General features: G+C 40.2%; 15 protein-coding genes. 11 read left to right on the top strand and 4 right to left on the bottom strand.

Annotated elements, in window-relative coordinates:
- From DMZ48_RS02190 to DMZ48_RS02170, 5 genes are all read left to right on the top strand, one after another.
- On the top strand, positions 1 to 378 hold the full coding sequence (locus DMZ48_RS02190; RefSeq protein WP_143953460.1) for a DUF7793 family protein: 378 nt from the start codon (positions 1 to 3) through the stop codon (positions 376 to 378).
- 122 nt (positions 379 to 500) lie between these two features.
- Entirely contained in the window at positions 501 to 1,424 is a 924-nt protein-coding gene (locus DMZ48_RS02185) for a helix-turn-helix domain-containing protein (protein WP_143953459.1), read from the top strand.
- Positions 1,425 to 1,522: 98 nt separating this feature from the next.
- Positions 1,523 to 2,041 carry a MauE/DoxX family redox-associated membrane protein gene (locus DMZ48_RS02180; RefSeq protein ID WP_199287922.1) on the top strand — a complete coding sequence of 173 codons (519 nt, stop codon included), beginning with the start codon at positions 1,523 to 1,525 and terminating at the stop codon, positions 2,039 to 2,041.
- Between the two features lie 15 nt (positions 2,042 to 2,056).
- Entirely contained in the window at positions 2,057 to 2,302 is a 246-nt protein-coding gene (locus DMZ48_RS02175) for a DUF6520 family protein (protein ID WP_143953458.1), read from the top strand.
- Between the two features lie 50 nt (positions 2,303 to 2,352).
- On the top strand, positions 2,353 to 3,402 hold the full coding sequence (locus DMZ48_RS02170) for a hypothetical protein (protein WP_143953457.1): 1,050 nt from the start codon (positions 2,353 to 2,355) through the stop codon (positions 3,400 to 3,402).
- On the opposite strand, the gene DMZ48_RS02165 is transcribed toward DMZ48_RS02170, so the two are convergent.
- Genes DMZ48_RS02165 through DMZ48_RS18485 form a run of 4 tightly spaced genes read right to left on the bottom strand, consistent with a single transcriptional unit; the run spans position 3,335 to position 9,585 of the window.
- Complete coding sequence (locus tag DMZ48_RS02165) at positions 3,335 to 4,927, bottom strand: TlpA family protein disulfide reductase (protein WP_143953456.1); 1,593 nt, start codon at positions 4,925 to 4,927, stop codon at positions 3,335 to 3,337. The genes DMZ48_RS02170 and DMZ48_RS02165 overlap by 68 nt on opposite strands.
- 26 nt (positions 4,928 to 4,953) lie before the next feature.
- Positions 4,954 to 6,345 carry a RagB/SusD family nutrient uptake outer membrane protein gene (locus tag DMZ48_RS02160; protein WP_143953455.1) on the bottom strand — a complete coding sequence of 464 codons (1,392 nt, stop codon included), beginning with the start codon at positions 6,343 to 6,345 and terminating at the stop codon, positions 4,954 to 4,956.
- A 27-nt stretch (positions 6,346 to 6,372) separates the two neighbouring features.
- Positions 6,373 to 9,381 (bottom strand): SusC/RagA family TonB-linked outer membrane protein, encoded by a 3,009-nt coding sequence (locus tag DMZ48_RS02155; protein ID WP_143953454.1) that lies wholly within the window; start codon positions 9,379 to 9,381, stop codon positions 6,373 to 6,375.
- Positions 9,382 to 9,414: 33 nt separating this feature from the next.
- Positions 9,415 to 9,585: a hypothetical protein gene (locus DMZ48_RS18485; protein ID WP_162558649.1), complete on the bottom strand. Its 171-nt coding sequence runs from the start codon at positions 9,583 to 9,585 to the stop codon at positions 9,415 to 9,417.
- A gap of 351 nt (positions 9,586 to 9,936) precedes the next feature.
- Here DMZ48_RS18485 and DMZ48_RS02150 point away from each other — a divergent pair, with 351 nt between their 5' ends.
- The 6 genes from DMZ48_RS02150 to DMZ48_RS02125 all read left to right on the top strand — a co-directional run bounded on the left by DMZ48_RS02150 (position 9,937) and on the right by DMZ48_RS02125 (position 16,023).
- Complete coding sequence (locus DMZ48_RS02150; RefSeq protein WP_143953453.1) at positions 9,937 to 10,524, top strand: RNA polymerase sigma factor; 588 nt, start codon at positions 9,937 to 9,939, stop codon at positions 10,522 to 10,524.
- A gap of 246 nt (positions 10,525 to 10,770) precedes the next feature.
- A complete protein-coding gene (locus tag DMZ48_RS02145; RefSeq protein ID WP_143953452.1) occupies positions 10,771 to 11,547 on the top strand; it encodes an RMD1 family protein in 777 nt (258 codons plus the stop codon).
- 13 nt (positions 11,548 to 11,560) lie between these two features.
- On the top strand, positions 11,561 to 12,874 hold the full coding sequence (locus DMZ48_RS02140) for a phosphoribosylamine--glycine ligase (protein WP_143953451.1): 1,314 nt from the start codon (positions 11,561 to 11,563) through the stop codon (positions 12,872 to 12,874).
- A gap of 11 nt (positions 12,875 to 12,885) precedes the next feature.
- Complete coding sequence (locus tag DMZ48_RS02135; RefSeq protein WP_162558648.1) at positions 12,886 to 13,335, top strand: GNAT family N-acetyltransferase; 450 nt, start codon at positions 12,886 to 12,888, stop codon at positions 13,333 to 13,335.
- A 72-nt stretch (positions 13,336 to 13,407) separates the two neighbouring features.
- The gene (locus tag DMZ48_RS02130; RefSeq protein WP_143953449.1) at positions 13,408 to 13,740 is read left to right on the top strand and encodes a hypothetical protein; all 333 of its coding nucleotides are present in this window, start codon (positions 13,408 to 13,410) and stop codon (positions 13,738 to 13,740) included.
- A gap of 174 nt (positions 13,741 to 13,914) precedes the next feature.
- Complete coding sequence (locus DMZ48_RS02125; RefSeq protein WP_143953448.1) at positions 13,915 to 16,023, top strand: glycoside hydrolase family 97 protein; 2,109 nt, start codon at positions 13,915 to 13,917, stop codon at positions 16,021 to 16,023.
- Positions 16,024 to 16,027 lie beyond the last annotated feature (4 nt).

Below are 16,027 nucleotides of genomic sequence, written 5' to 3'. Positions count from 1 at the left end.
ATGGCAGAAAAAATTTTAAGCGAAAAGGTACGGATATGGTTGGAAAAGGATGTTATCTACGTCGTCTTCTGCGAGTTTGTTACTATTGATTATATCCTGGCAAGCCAAATAGTATCCTATCGTATGATACTTCAAAACGGCCAGACCTACCCTATGATCTGTGATCTCAGTAGTGTAAAAGGAATCACACTAAAAGCGAGGAGATTTTTACGAAGGGAAGGACTTTACGGTATATCTGCAATGATATTTATCGCTCCTTCTCCATTAGCCCTGGTATACTACCTGCAGTTTATGTATGAACCACCCCCTTTTACAGTAATTCTTTTACGCTCATTTCAGGAGGTACGATCAGCGCTTTATCAATTAAATCAACTGTGATTTCTAAATGGTATGGGTAATCCATTCATATATCTTTTTTACACTTTTGGAATACACTTCTCTTCGACCATCCTTCTATTTTGCAAAAGCCAAATCTTTTCAGAAATCAATAAGTATGCGATATGGAAGCAGAGGAATCGAAGCGATTAAAAAGTGTATTTCGTCAATTACTGGAAATGGCACAGGGCAATCTGGCATCAAGAATAGAACGAAGTGACAAGAACGATGATCTGGAAGCACTTTCAGCGTTGGTAAATATGGCGGCTGAAGAGATCCAGGACGCTTTTTTGCATGAAGGATTCGTGAATAACCGAAATCCGCGTCATTACCTGGTGCAATTTTTAATAGTTCTGGACGAAAAAGGTGAGATCCTGACCTTAAGTGATGCCAGTGCTGCCTTTCTGAGATTCGAAAGACGTGAATTGACAGGGCGCCATATTCTTTCCATACTTATGCCGGAATGTACTGATCAGTGGGTAAAGATCAGCGGGCGACTGAGGTCGGGCCGGGGATTATCCGAACGGTCGATGTCTTTGATATTCAGAAGCCGTAACGGACTCAATCTCCCGGTCCGTTGTCGCCTGATCTATTTCAGAAACGGCAGTCAATACACCGGTAATCTTGTAATAACAGCCTTTGAGGCTTCCCCTTCCATACCTAAGACCGCCAGGGCCATCTCAGGGAATACTAATAAAGGAATAGTGATCCGGATACGAAGAGAGGATATTGCAAAATATCGCTCGATCAGTGATCGGATTCGCAAAAATCCTGAAATCCCCCTGCCTTCCCTGAGAACATTGGCTCATGAATACGGGACCAACGAATTTAAATTAAAACATGGATTTAAACGCATGTTCGGAATTACCGTATTTCAATATTTAAAACAAGAACGACTCCGGAAAGCCTATGCCTTGGTGGCTTATTCCGAAACCCCTTTCAAACAGATTTCAAAAATGACCGGCTTTCGCTATACTTCCCACTTTTCGAAAGAATTCAAAAGATTCTACGGTTTTACTCCCAGAGAGATCCGTCAGAATAATTCATGAGCAACGATCGCCTACCTTGTTAATCCGTCTCGTATAAATCTTGCTCCATAAACAATATGTTTCCTCTGGTACTTTTAACATTATAAAAGCAACTGCCTATGGAAACATTTCAACATATTAAGTTACGGAATTTGATCTTCGAAGTATCTTGTATGATCTTCATTCTGCTTTTCGCATATGCGGCAGTCAGTAAATTGCTGGAGTTTGATAAGTTCCGAATACAACTTACACAATCACCCGTACTTACAAGTCTGGCCGATATCTTGGTTTGGGTTATCCCCATTCTTGAAATATTAATAGCCTTAGCTCTTTTTACAACACATTATCGGCTAATAGCGATGTATCTATCATTTAGTCTGATGTTAATGTTTACCGCATACATCCTTATCATTTTGAACCTTAGTCCGTATATCCCTTGTTCCTGTGGAGGTATTCTTGAAAAGTTGAATTGGAAAGCACATCTTGTATTCAATATGATCCTGCTAATGATCAGCATATTATCGATTCTCATCTATCCAAAATTCCACCCCCCGATAAGCCGAAATCAAAATAAACCAAAATATTATCGCGATGAGGAAGGGGATACCGAAAACCTTGAAAAGAGTAGGTACAATTGATTAAATACTTGAATTATGAAAAATCTTAAAGTTTTAATGAGTAGTAGTGTATTACTCCTTGCTGTACTGGCAGCCTTTGCCGGGAAAAATTCCGCAACGGAAAATATGCAGGAGCAATATTACAAACAAGAGGGATCTGCGTGTATTGTTACCGATTGTGATCCGTTAAATACGGGTGACATCTGTACGTTCACCGTGTATGAGCAAAAACAAAATGCAAGTACCTGTAATACGCCGGTAGTACTTTCTTATCGGCCTTGATTAAATCACTCAGGAACTGAAGGCAGTTCCTGAGTTTTAATTCCATAAAAATGAGAAACAGAATATTCTACTTGATCATTACAGCAGTGCTTAGCCTGATTATGGTAATGGGTATTTATGAGTTTTCAAAGAGTCCCAAACTACCTGAAAACGGATTTGTTCGCATTTTTCCGCCGCACGTATTATCGGAATTCAAGATCATGCCGATTACAAACAATACGAACCTGATTGGTTATGTCGGTGATGATATCTATATGCATAATGCTGGAATTTCAATGGCATATTCGGTTTATTCAACAACAGATCATGAAACCAGGTCGATCCCGATAAACCTTTTGTATAAAGGAAAAATTGCCTGGAAATTATTAAAAATGAAGGTCTGCGACTCCGGTATTTTCATGGCTGAAGGAATTTCTCCCAATATTTTCTTCACTCCATTCTCTTCACAATCACTCAAACGAATCGCAGGAGTATATCCCGGTTTCATGAATTTATATCCTATCGACAGCACCTGTGTAATTCTTAAAACCTATGATCCTGAGAAGCAACAAAGCATTCTTCTAAAGTATAATTTGCATAGCAACAAGGTAATAAACAGCCCTGGATTATTAAAAAAGCAGGTAGACGGCATATTTTGTACGGAAGGAGATTTAGTTTATGATCCGATGTATAAACGATTTATATATCTGTATCGGTATCGTAATGAATTTTTTACCATGAATACAGATCTACAGCTTTTAGGAACGGGTCATACCATAGATAACATTCAAAATGTCCGAATCGCTGTTGGGAGTTACAAAAGAAATAATCAGGTTAAAACGACGCTTTCCTCTCCGAACAAAGTTGTAAATGTAAGAGGACAAGTTAGTAGAAACAACTTATTTGTTCAGTCAGCGATCCGAGCTTCCAATGAAATGCCGCGAACATTTCAGAACAATACTGTAGTGGATATTTATTCGCTCCAATCCAATACATATCTATACAGTTTTTATATTCCGGAATATAAAGATCAAAATGTTCGCGACTTCATTATTATCGCTGATTATCTGGTTGTCTTATATGAAGATCATCTGATTCGCTATTCGATGAATCTGCTTTGAGTGGTTCAAAATTTATCGCTTCCATGAGCAACTCCTCTAATGCATCCATTTTACCGTGCTTTGGTGGTCTACTCGAAAAAATATTTCCTTGTTTATCAAAGACCATTGTGGTCGGTGCAGCTGCTACATTATAATAGTTAGCAAAAGGATGTTTTAGTCCTGATCCTTCCGTATAGAGGTTTACAAAATCGGGCGAAGAATATCGTTCGGTAGCTAAGCTGTGCAGCCATTTTTGTTTGTCCTTATCCACACAAACTGTAACAAAAACAATCTCTTTATTATTGCGAAACCGGGGATAAAGCTTTTCCTTGATTTCCTTGGTCAATGCAATACAGCCTGAACATCCGGTAAACCATATTTCCAGATATACCACTTTCCCTTTGAAATCATGAAGATCAACGTAAACCCCTTGCGCATCAGGAAGGGAAAAGTCATAACCTTTGGATCCTTTTATCTGATGATTGTTCAACTTTTCAAATATCGATTTCAATGGTTCAGATTGTATAAACGATACACTATTAATGGCACAGTTATTCCATCCGGTGGTGTCCCCTGTAAAATTATTCAAAAGATAATTCATGATCAGCATCTCCCTCAATGGCCCGTCATAATGCGTTTGCAATAAATTACAGATTTCGGCATATTTCCGATTAAATATATTCTGAAAATATAAATCTTCATCCTTTGGGTTATCCAGCAATGCCCCCATGATCTCATAATAAATTAAATAATTCACCATTTCCATGGATTGAGCCATTGTTTCATTACTCATCGCTTCGGTGGATATGGATGCATACAGTTTTCGCAAAATCATAAGGTTCTCCGGAGTAAGGTAACTGTTCCTGACAAACCAAAAATTCTTATAAAAGAAATTGAGCTTGCCGGTAAAATCTGCCTGGACAACTTCAAAGGTCTGGGGTGAAAGTCGGTCTCTGTATCTATTCAATCTATGTTGAAAACATGAAGTTAGGGAATCCCCGGTACGAAATAAGTTTTGATAATATTCTACCCAAGAATTCACCGGTTCCTGCTTATTCAAAAATGTTTTTTTAGAAGTATGATAGAACACCTGAAATTCCCATTTCACTTCAAATTTAGCTGCTCCTTTTCCAGAAAACTCCCAAACCAATAAATCATTATTCAGGTTTATGTTAATAAAGATACTGTCTCCTGGCTCCACGAGATAATTTCGTAGTGAATTTGTATAATTAGCATTTCCCGGATGCATATCAGCAGCACTTGGAATGATATTGATACGTGTGGGTCTATCGATTGGAGCGGATTTAAAATAAAAGTCCCCTCCTTTTGAAATACTAAGCATGGTGTCGATCGCATTTATTTTTGGATTGACCATAAACAGATGACCGAAATTGATCTTAATATTCTTAAATTTCTTAGCATCGCCTTCAACGCGACCTTTAATGACTACGCAATTCTTGTCCGATTCATTTCGTTCCCTAACATTTCTTGCACAAGAAATGAAACTGAACTGAAGAACCAGTAATATCAATATTCTAAGTTTCATCTTCAATGATTTTTATAGCGCTAATTTCAATAACCTGGATTCTGAGATATATTGGAGTTTCTGGTAATTTCATCCAATGGAATTGGATACAATTGCCTGGATTCATTCCAGTTTGGTCTGCTTCCAAGCACTTCTTCAGCCCTTCCGGTTCTTTTGAGGTCGAACCAGCGATGTCCCCATTCAGCAAAGAGTTCCAATTCCCGTTCCTTATAGATATCCTGCAACAGTGCTTCAGATGTGCTAAATTCCAATGCTGATAAGCCAGCCCTGTCCCTAATTATATTTACATCGGAAAGTGACTCTTGAAATTTTCCCGTTTGAGCCCTGGCTTCCGCCCTTATAAGCAAGAGTTCTGCTAGTCTTATCACAACCGAATACTCTGATACGATAGCTCCGGAACGTATCTTGTATTTGTATGGATACGACCATGAAAATTGACCATTGTCTGCAGTATTGATCCAGTCATCTACCCGTTTATCCCCCGATTCGAATGCCATTAATAGTTCATCGCTTATTTCAGCCGAGACCGCAAAATTTCCGGGGGGAATGAACCAGAACCCTTCGAAAGTATTCAATCCGGACCTGACAGGTTTCAGCTGCCAAATCGCCTCTTTGCTATCCTTTAAAAATACCTGGTTCAGATCTTCTGTAAGTGCATAGATTCCATCCATTCTAATCACTTCATCCGCCAATCGCTCTGCCTCATTCCAGTTTTCAGTATAAAGATACACCCTGGAAAGAAAGGCTTTGGCAACCGCAGTTGTCGGACGGATCCTTTCACCTCCATAGATCGTATAATCTTCCGGGAGGTACGCAACCGCAATGAGAAGATCTTTTATGATCTGATCATAGATCACTTTAGTGTCAGTCCGGGACGCGGTTGAATTCTTTTGATAATCGGTAGTCAGATGTAAAGGCACATCTCCGAACATATTAATGAGATAAAAATAGCAGAATGCACGAATAAAATGTGCCTCTCCACTGATTCTGTTCCTATTCTCAGCAGTACTATGATTATCATTTTCCACTGCCTCCAAAACATTGTTAACCGTATAGATATAGCTATAGGGTTCGTTCCATAGATAATTGCTAATAGAAGTATCATCAGAAGTAAGGGTAAAATCCTGAAAGGCATTAGGTGGCCTCAGACTCATCAATTCTCCTGAAGACAAACCTGCCTGATTTGTTATACTATAGAAATATCCACCTGCGAATCCCAAAGAACTGATCATCCGACTATAAATGCCGGAGATCACAGCTTCAGTTGATTTTTCATCAGTAAAAACACTTTCAGTACTCATCTCTGTACGCGGGAGTTCAGTCTCCGTAAAATTTTCACAACCCACAGTTATCAATAAGATTCCGAATACCACAGGAGTCAATTTTTGGAAATATATTTTTTGAACAATATTTTTCATATTCAATTATCGATTTTAAATTAAAGGTTAGATTTTGATCTCAATTCCAAATACAAAGCGACGCAAGGGAGGAAGTCTAAAACCTTGATTTTCCGGGTCCAACCCTTTATATTTCGTTATTGTCAGCAAATTTTGACCCTGAAAATAAAGCCGTATGTCACTTATCTTTGCTCCCTTAACAGATAGTCGGTATGATAGATTTACATTCTTCCATCGAATGAATGAGGCATCCTCATAGATATAATCACTTTGAACCTGGGCTGTACTATATGCATAACCCGCATCCGTATAAGATTGTGTAAATCGTTGAACTTCTGTTACATCCCCGGAATGTTGCCAACGATCCAAAACAAAGGACGGTTGATTGTATAGGAATCCCGGAGCGAGATAATGTGCGTATTTTACACCCGTTTGCTTTACAAACTGAAATAACAGGTCCAGGTTCCAGTTACCCCATTGAAAACTATTTGCGAATCCGCCATAGTAATCCTGAGACAGTTCATATATAGATTGAAGATCATTAGGAGCGAAGATCATACCATCTCCATCTACATCTTCAAAATCATAAACTCCGGTTTCCGGATTTACGCCTGTCAGGTGAATTTTCCTCTTTATATATAACGATTGTCCTTCTTCATAAATATTTGCGAAGGAGGAAGATTCCAATCCCGGATATTTCAATAATTCCGTCTTCGGAAAACTGATGTTAAAACCAGAATTCCAATAGAACTTACCCCCATGCAATAGCGTGACCTTAAGATCGAATTCAAGTCCGGTATTTTCAATTTCAGCAGGTAAATTAGCTCTGATCGTTGAAAAACCAGTACTTCCCGGAAGTGGAATACCTACTAATTGATTGTCAGAACGATTCCGGTAATAGGCGCTGTTCAATAAAATACGATCCTCTAAAAATCCCAATTCCAGAGCCACCTCCAACTTTCGATTCCTTTCCCAGCCATAAACTGGATTAAACAACCTGGAAGGGTAGAGTCCGCTAATACCATTATATGCATACGTAGTCGGAGAATAGCTGTCGAGATATTCATAATCTCCGATCTGATCATTGCCGGTCACCCCAAAACTACCTCTGAGTTTCCCAAAGCTTATAAAATCAAGATTCTCGTTCAGAAAAGATTCCTTACTGAAGATCCAGGCCATTCCGACCGCACCGAAATTGGCAAATTGCTTGTCGGGACCAAACCTACTACTACCGTCTCTTCTCCCGGTAATATTCAGCAGATACCGATCTCTCCATTTAAAATTTATCCTCCCGAACAAAGCGGTATAACGGTATTGATTATGATCGTAGTTGCTAATACTCAACTCAGCGGCGGCAGATGGATTATTAAGAAAATGATCATTACTAAAACCTGTTGCCTGAAGCTCTTGCAGTTCATTGGTTCTTTCCTGGAAGGTCGACCCGAGCAGAAGATCTAATCTGAGTGATTGAAATTCCTTCACGAACTGTAACTGTGGTTCAAAAATCCAACTTTCGGAAGTTACTTTTCCAAATCTGGAAGAGGGTTGAGTAGTTGAGGAGGGATCAATTGTTGACCCTGGTCGACTTTGGATCTCATCTCTGTTCAATAGATTATATCCTATTCCGGTCTTAAGCGAGAGTCCGGGTAGCAATTCGTAGGAGACCTGACTGTTCAATAGCAAATTTTTTGTAATGCTCTTATACGGCTGCTTCAGATACACAAAAGGATTGGATACATCAGTATAGAAGTTCAGGGTACCATCTTCATTCAGAAAATCAGGAGCATTCGGAGGTAACGTAAGTGCTTCTCTGGTAACATCGATATAAGGTAAGGTATTGGTTTCTCTGGAAAATAGTGAAGAAGCTGAAAATTGAAATCTGTTATCGTCCGATCTGTGATTGATAGCCGAATTCACAGACCAGCGATCATACCCTTTCTCTCCCGGATATACTGTGGATTCATCATAATAATTTCCTCTTACGGAAAACTGTGAATTCTTGTTCCCTCCTGAAATAGATGTTCTTATATCATGGGTATAAGCATTACCGCCAAGTAACTTTTCTTGCCAGTCGATATCCTTTTCCTGATCCCATAGCGTTAGATCAGGAGCATTTATTCCATCAGGTACCACACCATCATTCTCAAAGGCTTCACGTCTCATTTCAATATATTGTGATGTAGTGAGCAGTGACACCTTGCGTGGTACATTTCCAATTCCGGTCATAGATCTAACCTCGAAATGAACCCCATCGGTACGCCCTTTTTTAGTAGTGATCAGAATAACTCCGTTCGCACCTCGCGACCCGTATATAGCGGTTGCATCCGCATCCTTCAAAACCTCAATACTTTCGATATCATCCGGATGAATTGTACTCAGAGGATTTGCACCTGAGATGACTTCATTTCCCAGTAAGATTATCGATTCTGAAATGAAGGGAACTCCATCGATAATATAAAATGGATCATTACCACTGGATATACTGTTGAGCCCTCGGATATTTACCAAATACCCTCCCCCCGGCACACCGGTATTTTGTGTGATATTGATTCCGGGTAAACGGCCCTGCAAGGCTTGTAAGGCATTTGAAACAGGCTGCTTTTCTATCTCCCGTGAAGTTATACTGGAAATATTTCCGGTTCTTTCTCTTTCAGAAACCTTATAATATCCGGCATTTACAGTAACCGCATCAAGGTCCGTGACTGATTCTTTCAGTTGTACATTCACCAAGGTTTGATCGATGATCTTAATGATCTGGGATTGAAACCCAAGATAAGCGTACTCCAGCGATTCACCAGATTGAACAGTTATCGTATACGACCCATCCTGATCGGTTAAAGTACCTTTGGAGTAACCGGATATCTTAACGGTCACTCCTGGTATTGGAATTCCCGCATCAGAGGTCACAGTTCCGGAGATGGACAATTCCTGATAGAAGCTACTATTGATTAATTCAGTAGTATGATCAGCACCAAATAGTGCTTTCGAATAAATTGAAAGAGCGAGAATAATGCATATGAAAAGCACCCTTTCCCTCTTTACACAGTTTTTTTGCATAATTTTGAATGGTTAGATGAAACGTAGTTTTATTTAATTACGGCCTTCCTGTACCCGACCAAAAGCATTCAGGAAGGCTTTTCTATTATTATTATTTATAGCATAGGCTTTTGTATTTGATTTAATTCGTTTTAATCCTTCTTCCATAACAGCCTTTTCCATGAAAGGCAAGGGAAAGCAATAATGGTCGCGTATGTACACCATCTTATTAGTCCTGTAATTTTTCTCCGGAAACAGGATGCAAGGATCCACAGCACAATACCCATTGTTCGGCCTGCAGAAATAAACGCCAGGTATCACATTCACAAATATAGAAAATAATTTTAATTAACACATATATGTGTTTAATTTCATCCTTTTTTTATAAATAATCAATAATGCTTCTAACAATTACACACTGCAAGCCAACTCGTTACATGCCGCCAACCTTACCTTTTTTCGAATTTTACCTTTTAACCGATTTTATTTTATAATATTACGATATATTAATTATTATATCATATTTTTTATATATTTGATAATATAAACTAGGGTATTATTGACAATATAATAATCATGGGAGCTTCCAATCTTAACAAAATATCGATACCAACACCCACTTCTGACAAACTGATGGTACTACATCTGATCTCCGGAAATGAAAGGGCATTCCGATATCTGTATGATAAATACAGACCACAGATCTATGCCTTCTCCTTCAGTCTGTTGAAAAATGAAGTTTTGGCAGAAGAGGTCGTTCAGGAAGTTTTCCTAAGAATCTGGTTACACCGCGAAAATCTTGATCCGAACTCCTCCTTTAAGGCCTTTGTGTTTACCATTTCCAGAAATCTTGCCTTCAACATGCTTTCCAGAGCATCAAGAAGTTCAAAAATGAAAGAAAAGATCTTTTATCACACACCTGTATATTCTCCGGCTGCCGACCGACACCTGGAAGAACAGGATTGTAAAAGATTACATCAGGCCATCATACAGAAACTACCGCCAAAAAGAAAAACAATTTTCACACTTTCACGGGAAGAACAAAAAACCTACGAAGAGATCAGTCACATCTTAGGCATTTCAATTTCGACCGTAAAAAATCAGATGAGTAAAGCGCTTTTTACGCTTCGCGGACTCCTGCGGCTTCAGGATAGTATACTCTAAATTAATTTCTGATTTTCACCGTGATTTTAAATCCTTTTTTTATATACATTTGCTGCGATATCTATAACAGTTGATTTTATGTGATCTGCTATCCCTGAGTATGTTACAGCAGTTGCCAATAACCACTCTTACCTGATCTGGAAAAACATTTTTCCGATTTCCCTTTACTGATTTCCTTTATGGTCTTTTATGGAGTTTACCGCATGTTAGTGTCGGTAATGAGCCTGCTCCGGCACTTGTTGAATCATGATCAATGCTGTTGCCATACAAATTGCTGGCAGTATTCAAATTAGAAATTGTCGATCCTTATTCGGACTCAAGCCTATTGATGCCGATGGTGACAAACTTTTCTTTCATACCGGAGATAACCGGTATTTCTATATTTTCAAATATGGTGTTCTCGGCTTTTTTAATATGACTCCCGAAGATCAGTTCCATATCACTCAGAAGGTAATCCCTTTTGCCAAAGACCTGCGTGAGGATCCGATTTCCGAAGAGATCCTTGTTGAAATACATCCGCACCTTAACAAAGTTACTTTCGATTGTATCCATACCACCACACTTTCCGGTGATACGGTCAGGGTAATACTACTCAATCTGGCTTCCTCTGTAGTGCTGGATAGATTCACCGTAACGGTGGAAACCATCCTCGAAGACACAAAGGTTCACACTGCGTATCTCGAAGAAAAAGGCAGGCTGAGCATTCGTGGCAACCGCCTGATACGTTATATCGCAAGGGTACTCAATGTCAAGAATTCGGTAGCTGAGAACCTTTACATCCTTGATAATTCTGATCTGACATGGGAAGATGAAGGCCTAACCAAACTTGATTCTGAACTCAAAGTGAATTTTGATATCAATGAACGCCAGCATTATCTCGAAGATCAACTCGGAGTGATCAGTGAAAATCTCGGTCTCTTTAAAGATATCATGCAACATCGCGAAAGCACCCTCTTGGAATGGATCATCATTATACTAATTCTCATTGAAGTGTTAGACGCATTTATCAATAAATTCTATTAAACCATTGTCCCCAATGACAAGAAAGAACAATAAAAAACAGGAACCCCACATAAAACGTAAATTCCTTTTCGTATCGCGATGGGGAGAATCTCTCGATATCGCCTATGCCGTACAACAGGAAGGCCATACCGTAAAAATGTATACCGAAGCCCGAAGTTGCAGAGAGATCGGACTCGGCTTCATTCCTCGCACCACTGATTGGAAGAAACATATCGAATGGGCAGATATCATAATATTCGACTATACCGGTCATGGTGCTGAAGCAGAAGAACTCCGTGCTTCCGGTAAGATCGTATTCGGCGGAAGTCGTTATACCGATCTGCTCGAACTCGACCGTGATTTCGGACAACAGGAACTTAAGAAACTTAAGATCAAGATCCTTCCTTCCAAAGAGTTTGAAAACTTCGAGGATGCGGTTCGCTACATAGAAAAACATCCGGATGCCTATGTGGTCAAGCCTTGTGGGGAGACACAGGAATATAAACAATTGCTTTTCGTGGGTCAGGATGATGAAGGCGCTGATGTGATTCGCATTCTTCGCGCCTATGAGCGTTCATGGGGCAATGATTTTGGCAACTTTCAGCTACAAAAGAAAGTTAAGGGTGTCGAAGTCTCCGCCTCCGGATTCTTTAACGGAAAAGAATTTCTGAGTCCGGTGAACATTACCTTCGAACATAAAAAGCTCTTTCCAAAAGAATTGGGAGTTTCAACTGGTGAGATGGGATCGAGCATGCTTTGGTCCAAAGATTCACCAATCTTTGAAGCTACTCTGAAAAAATTCGAAACGACACTTAGAAAGCAGAATTTTGTAGGTCATATCGATCTCAATTGTATCGTCAACGGGAATGGTATATATCCGCTGGAGTTTACTTCCCGGTTCGGATTTCCTCAGATTTATATACAGCGTGCAGGTATTACTGAACCTATTGGTCACATGCTTTATAAGGTTGCCACCGGAGAAAATTTCACAATCCAGGTCAAAAAAGGATTCCAGGTGGGTTCCTTTATCGTAGTACCTCCTTTCCCCTATGAGGATAAAAAGACCTTCGAGCTCTTTTCAAAAGATGCCGTGATCGTGTTTAAGAAAGAAATGAAAGAAGGCATACATCCGATGCATGTCAAACGCATCAATGATGAATGGCTGATCACTGGTGATACCGGTATTGCATTACTGGTTACCGGCACAGGAGTTACGATGAAGGATGCCCAGAAAATGATGCATAACCGTATATCAAATATTATCGTGAACAATGGATATTACCGCAATGATATTGGCGACCGATGGCTTGAAGATTCGGATCGCCTGTGGTCATGGGGACTCCTGTAATCCTTACAGCAATGAAGATCATTAAATTCTATCAGGCCGATCAACGAATTGAGGAATTCTTTGCTATGCTCCCGGCAGATTGGCAGGAATCGATCGTTCCAGACTGGGATCTCTATAAAAAAGACACCTCCCTGTTTATCGGAGATGAAAACGGGAGGATTGTTGCGGGCGGTCTATTGTTTACCAAAAGTGCTCCTGAAATGGAATCCTTTGCCAATACCGCCTCGGAACTGTTTCTTCATGGAGCCGTTTATCTCGGATACATCTGGGTTCCGGAAACTGAAAGAGGGAAAGGACTGGGTTCTGCATGGCTTCAGCATGTGCAGCATATTTTTCCACAAAAGACTTTCTGGTTGACGATAGAAGATGAATCGCTAATTGCATTCTATGAACGAAACGGATACCGGCTTATAAAAGAAAACAGACTGACGGGGGAATGGTTACTGATTCATTCCGTATAAATTTTAAGCAGGAATAGTACAATATCGTATTTCAGTTGTATTATACATATAGAACTAACATGAATTCATCGTATGGAACAGGAATTTCAAATTAGTATTTTACTTCGGAAATATATCAAAGGATTATGCTCTTCGGAAGAAACGGAACAGGTGATCGCCTATTTCAGAGCTCAGCGAATTACTGATGCTTTTCCGGAAATTGAAGAGATCGAAGCGCTGCTTCAGGAACTTCCGAAAATGAAAAGGGAAAGTGCCGACCGAATTTTTGATACAATCCTATGTGAGGCCTCAACCGCTGAACCAACTAATCATAAACTCCGGCGCTTTCCTACTTTAAACTCAGCCTACCTTATAAGTATGCTCATAATTATGATTCTGGTGATTGCCCTATTCATTTATTTATAAGGTTACCACTGCTATACCCCTTAAGGAATTCCTGGTCATTAAAACCAGAGTCAAGCAGATGTTAGTATCTTTACCGTGGAAAGCAAAATGAATGTTCAACAGCGTCAGGTCAATAGTAATACGATACCTGATGTCAATGCTTTCCAGTAGAAATAACTTATTTAACAATAAAGAATGAAGCGATTCAAATTGCAGTGGATACTGCTGTTACTTTTTATTTCCGGAGCAACCTTAAGCGCTCAGACAATTTCCTCTCCGGATAAGGATTTTCAAATGACCTTTTCAGTCAATGATAAAGGTGAAGCCTGGTATGAATTAAGTTTTAAAAACCAACCCGTAATTAGACCCAGTCGCCTCGGACTTGAATTAAAGAACACGGAAGGAATGATGGATGGTTTTACGGTCTCCGATACAGAAACAACCTCCGTCGATGAAACCTGGGAACCCGTATTAGGTGAATACAAAGAGATCCGAGACAACTATAATGAACTTTTGGTAACACTGAAACAGGAGAAAGCAAATAACCGTATAATCCAGATACGTTTCAGATTGTTTGATGACGGACTCGGGTTCAGATACGAGTTTCCCCAGCAGTCGCAATTAAATTATTTTGTGATTAGTGAAGAAATGACGGAATTCCGTCTTGCCGGAGACCATAAGATCTTTTTTATCCCGGGTGATTACGACACCAATGAATATCCATACACCACGACAACTATTTCTGAATTACCTGCAGTGATGGATAAGGCTACTATTCAGATCACCGCCCAAAGTCCGATCAGGAATCTGGCGGTTCAAACCCCTTCCATGATGGTCAGTAATGATGGTCTCTATATCAATATTCATGAAGCAGCCTTGGTTGATTATCCCGCAATGGACCTCAATGTGGATGCCGATAATTTCATCATGAGCACCCATCTTGTTCCGGATGCGGTAGGGAATAAAGGATATATGCAAACCGAATCACAAACTCCATGGAGAACCATTATAGTCAGTGATGATGCAAGAGATATTCTGGCTTCTAACCTTATTCTGAATCTAAATGAACCCACCGATTATGAAGATACCAGCTGGATCAAGCCTGTAAAGTATATCGGAGTTTGGTGGGAATATTTTATCCGGGGCAAGAGTACCTGGGCATACAGCACGGCGACCAATGTGAAGCTCACGGATGACTTCTCAAAATTTACTCCAAACGGACATCACGGAGCAACAACGGAACATGTAAAAGAATATCTGGATTTTGCCGCAGCACATGGCTTTGATGCAGTTTTGGTAGAAGGCTGGAATATCGGATGGGAAGATTGGATCGGCAACTGGAAAGAAAATGTATTCGATTTTGTAACACCCTATCCGGATTTCGATGTAGATGCATTACGCGAATATGCAAAATCTAAAGGAGTACGCTTGATGATGCACCACGAAACCTCAGCCTCAGCGACTAATTATGAAAGAAGACTGGACAGAGCGTTTCAGTTTATGCAGGACAACAACTATAATTCGGTGAAAACCGGATACGTAGGGCAGATCATACCACGCAGGGAGCATCACGACGGACAAAGTATGGTGAATCATTATATTCACGTGGCCAGAAGAGCCGCAGATTACGGGATTATGGTAAATAGTCATGAAGCGGTAAGACCGACCGGATTAAACCGAACCTATCCGAACTGGATTGCTCAGGAATCTGCCCGGGGAACTGAGTTCGAAGCAATGGGTGGACTCCCTCCGGAGCACACCACAATACTTCCGTTCACCCGATTGATGGGCGGACCTATGGATTATACCCCGGGGATCTTTCAAACCCTGCTTTCAAAAGATGAAAATGGCGAACAACGGGTAAATACCACTTTGGTAAAACAACTGGCCTATTACGTTACCATGTACAGTCCGCTACAGATGGCTGCAGACCTTCCGGAAAACTATATGCGCTTTCCGGATGCCTTTCAATTCATTAAAGATGTTGCGGTAGACTGGGATGATACCTGGGTACTTGAAGCAGAACCCGGTGACTATATCACCATCGCGAGAAAGGCGAAAGGAAAAGATGAATGGTATATCGGTGGGGTAACGGATGAGAGTGGAAGGACTGCCAGAATCGACCTTAGCTTTTTACCTGAAGGTAAGTTCGAGGCTACGATCTACGCAGATGGAAAAGATGCTAGTTGGAATGAGAATCCGCAATCGTATACCGTGAAATCGAAAAAAGTTACTTCGAAAACGCAACTCAAACAAGATCTTGCACCGGGTGGTGGTGTAGCGATCAGCATCAAGAGGATCTGAAAAT

Origin of the sequence: Robertkochia solimangrovi (assembly GCF_007279655.1) — a bacterium.
GTDB lineage: Bacteria > Bacteroidota > Bacteroidia > Flavobacteriales > Flavobacteriaceae > Robertkochia > Robertkochia solimangrovi.
Note: the sequence above shows the minus strand (reverse complement) of the source record. Positions and strands in the feature narration are given on the sequence as shown.

Bases quoted from the DNA above. Each gene is read 5' to 3' on its own strand.
- DMZ48_RS02190 (WP_143953460.1), top strand. From the start codon at position 1: ATGGCAGAAAAAATTTTAAGCGAAAAGGTACGGATATGGTTGGAAAAG.
- DMZ48_RS02185 (WP_143953459.1), top strand. From the start codon at position 501: ATGGAAGCAGAGGAATCGAAGCGATTAAAAAGTGTATTTCGTCAATTA.
- DMZ48_RS02180 (WP_199287922.1), top strand. From the start codon at position 1,523: ATGGAAACATTTCAACATATTAAGTTACGGAATTTGATCTTCGAAGTA.
- DMZ48_RS02175 (WP_143953458.1), top strand. From the start codon at position 2,057: ATGAAAAATCTTAAAGTTTTAATGAGTAGTAGTGTATTACTCCTTGCT.
- DMZ48_RS02170 (WP_143953457.1), top strand. From the start codon at position 2,353: ATGAGAAACAGAATATTCTACTTGATCATTACAGCAGTGCTTAGCCTG.
- DMZ48_RS02165 (WP_143953456.1), bottom strand. From the start codon at position 4,927: ATGAAACTTAGAATATTGATATTACTGGTTCTTCAGTTCAGTTTCATT.
- DMZ48_RS02160 (WP_143953455.1), bottom strand. From the start codon at position 6,345: ATGAAAAATATTGTTCAAAAAATATATTTCCAAAAATTGACTCCTGTG.
- DMZ48_RS02155 (WP_143953454.1), bottom strand. From the start codon at position 9,381: ATGCAAAAAAACTGTGTAAAGAGGGAAAGGGTGCTTTTCATATGCATT.
- DMZ48_RS18485 (WP_162558649.1), bottom strand. From the start codon at position 9,585: ATGGTGTACATACGCGACCATTATTGCTTTCCCTTGCCTTTCATGGAA.
- DMZ48_RS02150 (WP_143953453.1), top strand. From the start codon at position 9,937: ATGGGAGCTTCCAATCTTAACAAAATATCGATACCAACACCCACTTCT.
- DMZ48_RS02145 (WP_143953452.1), top strand. From the start codon at position 10,771: ATGATCAATGCTGTTGCCATACAAATTGCTGGCAGTATTCAAATTAGA.
- DMZ48_RS02140 (WP_143953451.1), top strand. From the start codon at position 11,561: ATGACAAGAAAGAACAATAAAAAACAGGAACCCCACATAAAACGTAAA.
- DMZ48_RS02135 (WP_162558648.1), top strand. From the start codon at position 12,886: ATGAAGATCATTAAATTCTATCAGGCCGATCAACGAATTGAGGAATTC.
- DMZ48_RS02130 (WP_143953449.1), top strand. From the start codon at position 13,408: ATGGAACAGGAATTTCAAATTAGTATTTTACTTCGGAAATATATCAAA.
- DMZ48_RS02125 (WP_143953448.1), top strand. From the start codon at position 13,915: ATGAAGCGATTCAAATTGCAGTGGATACTGCTGTTACTTTTTATTTCC.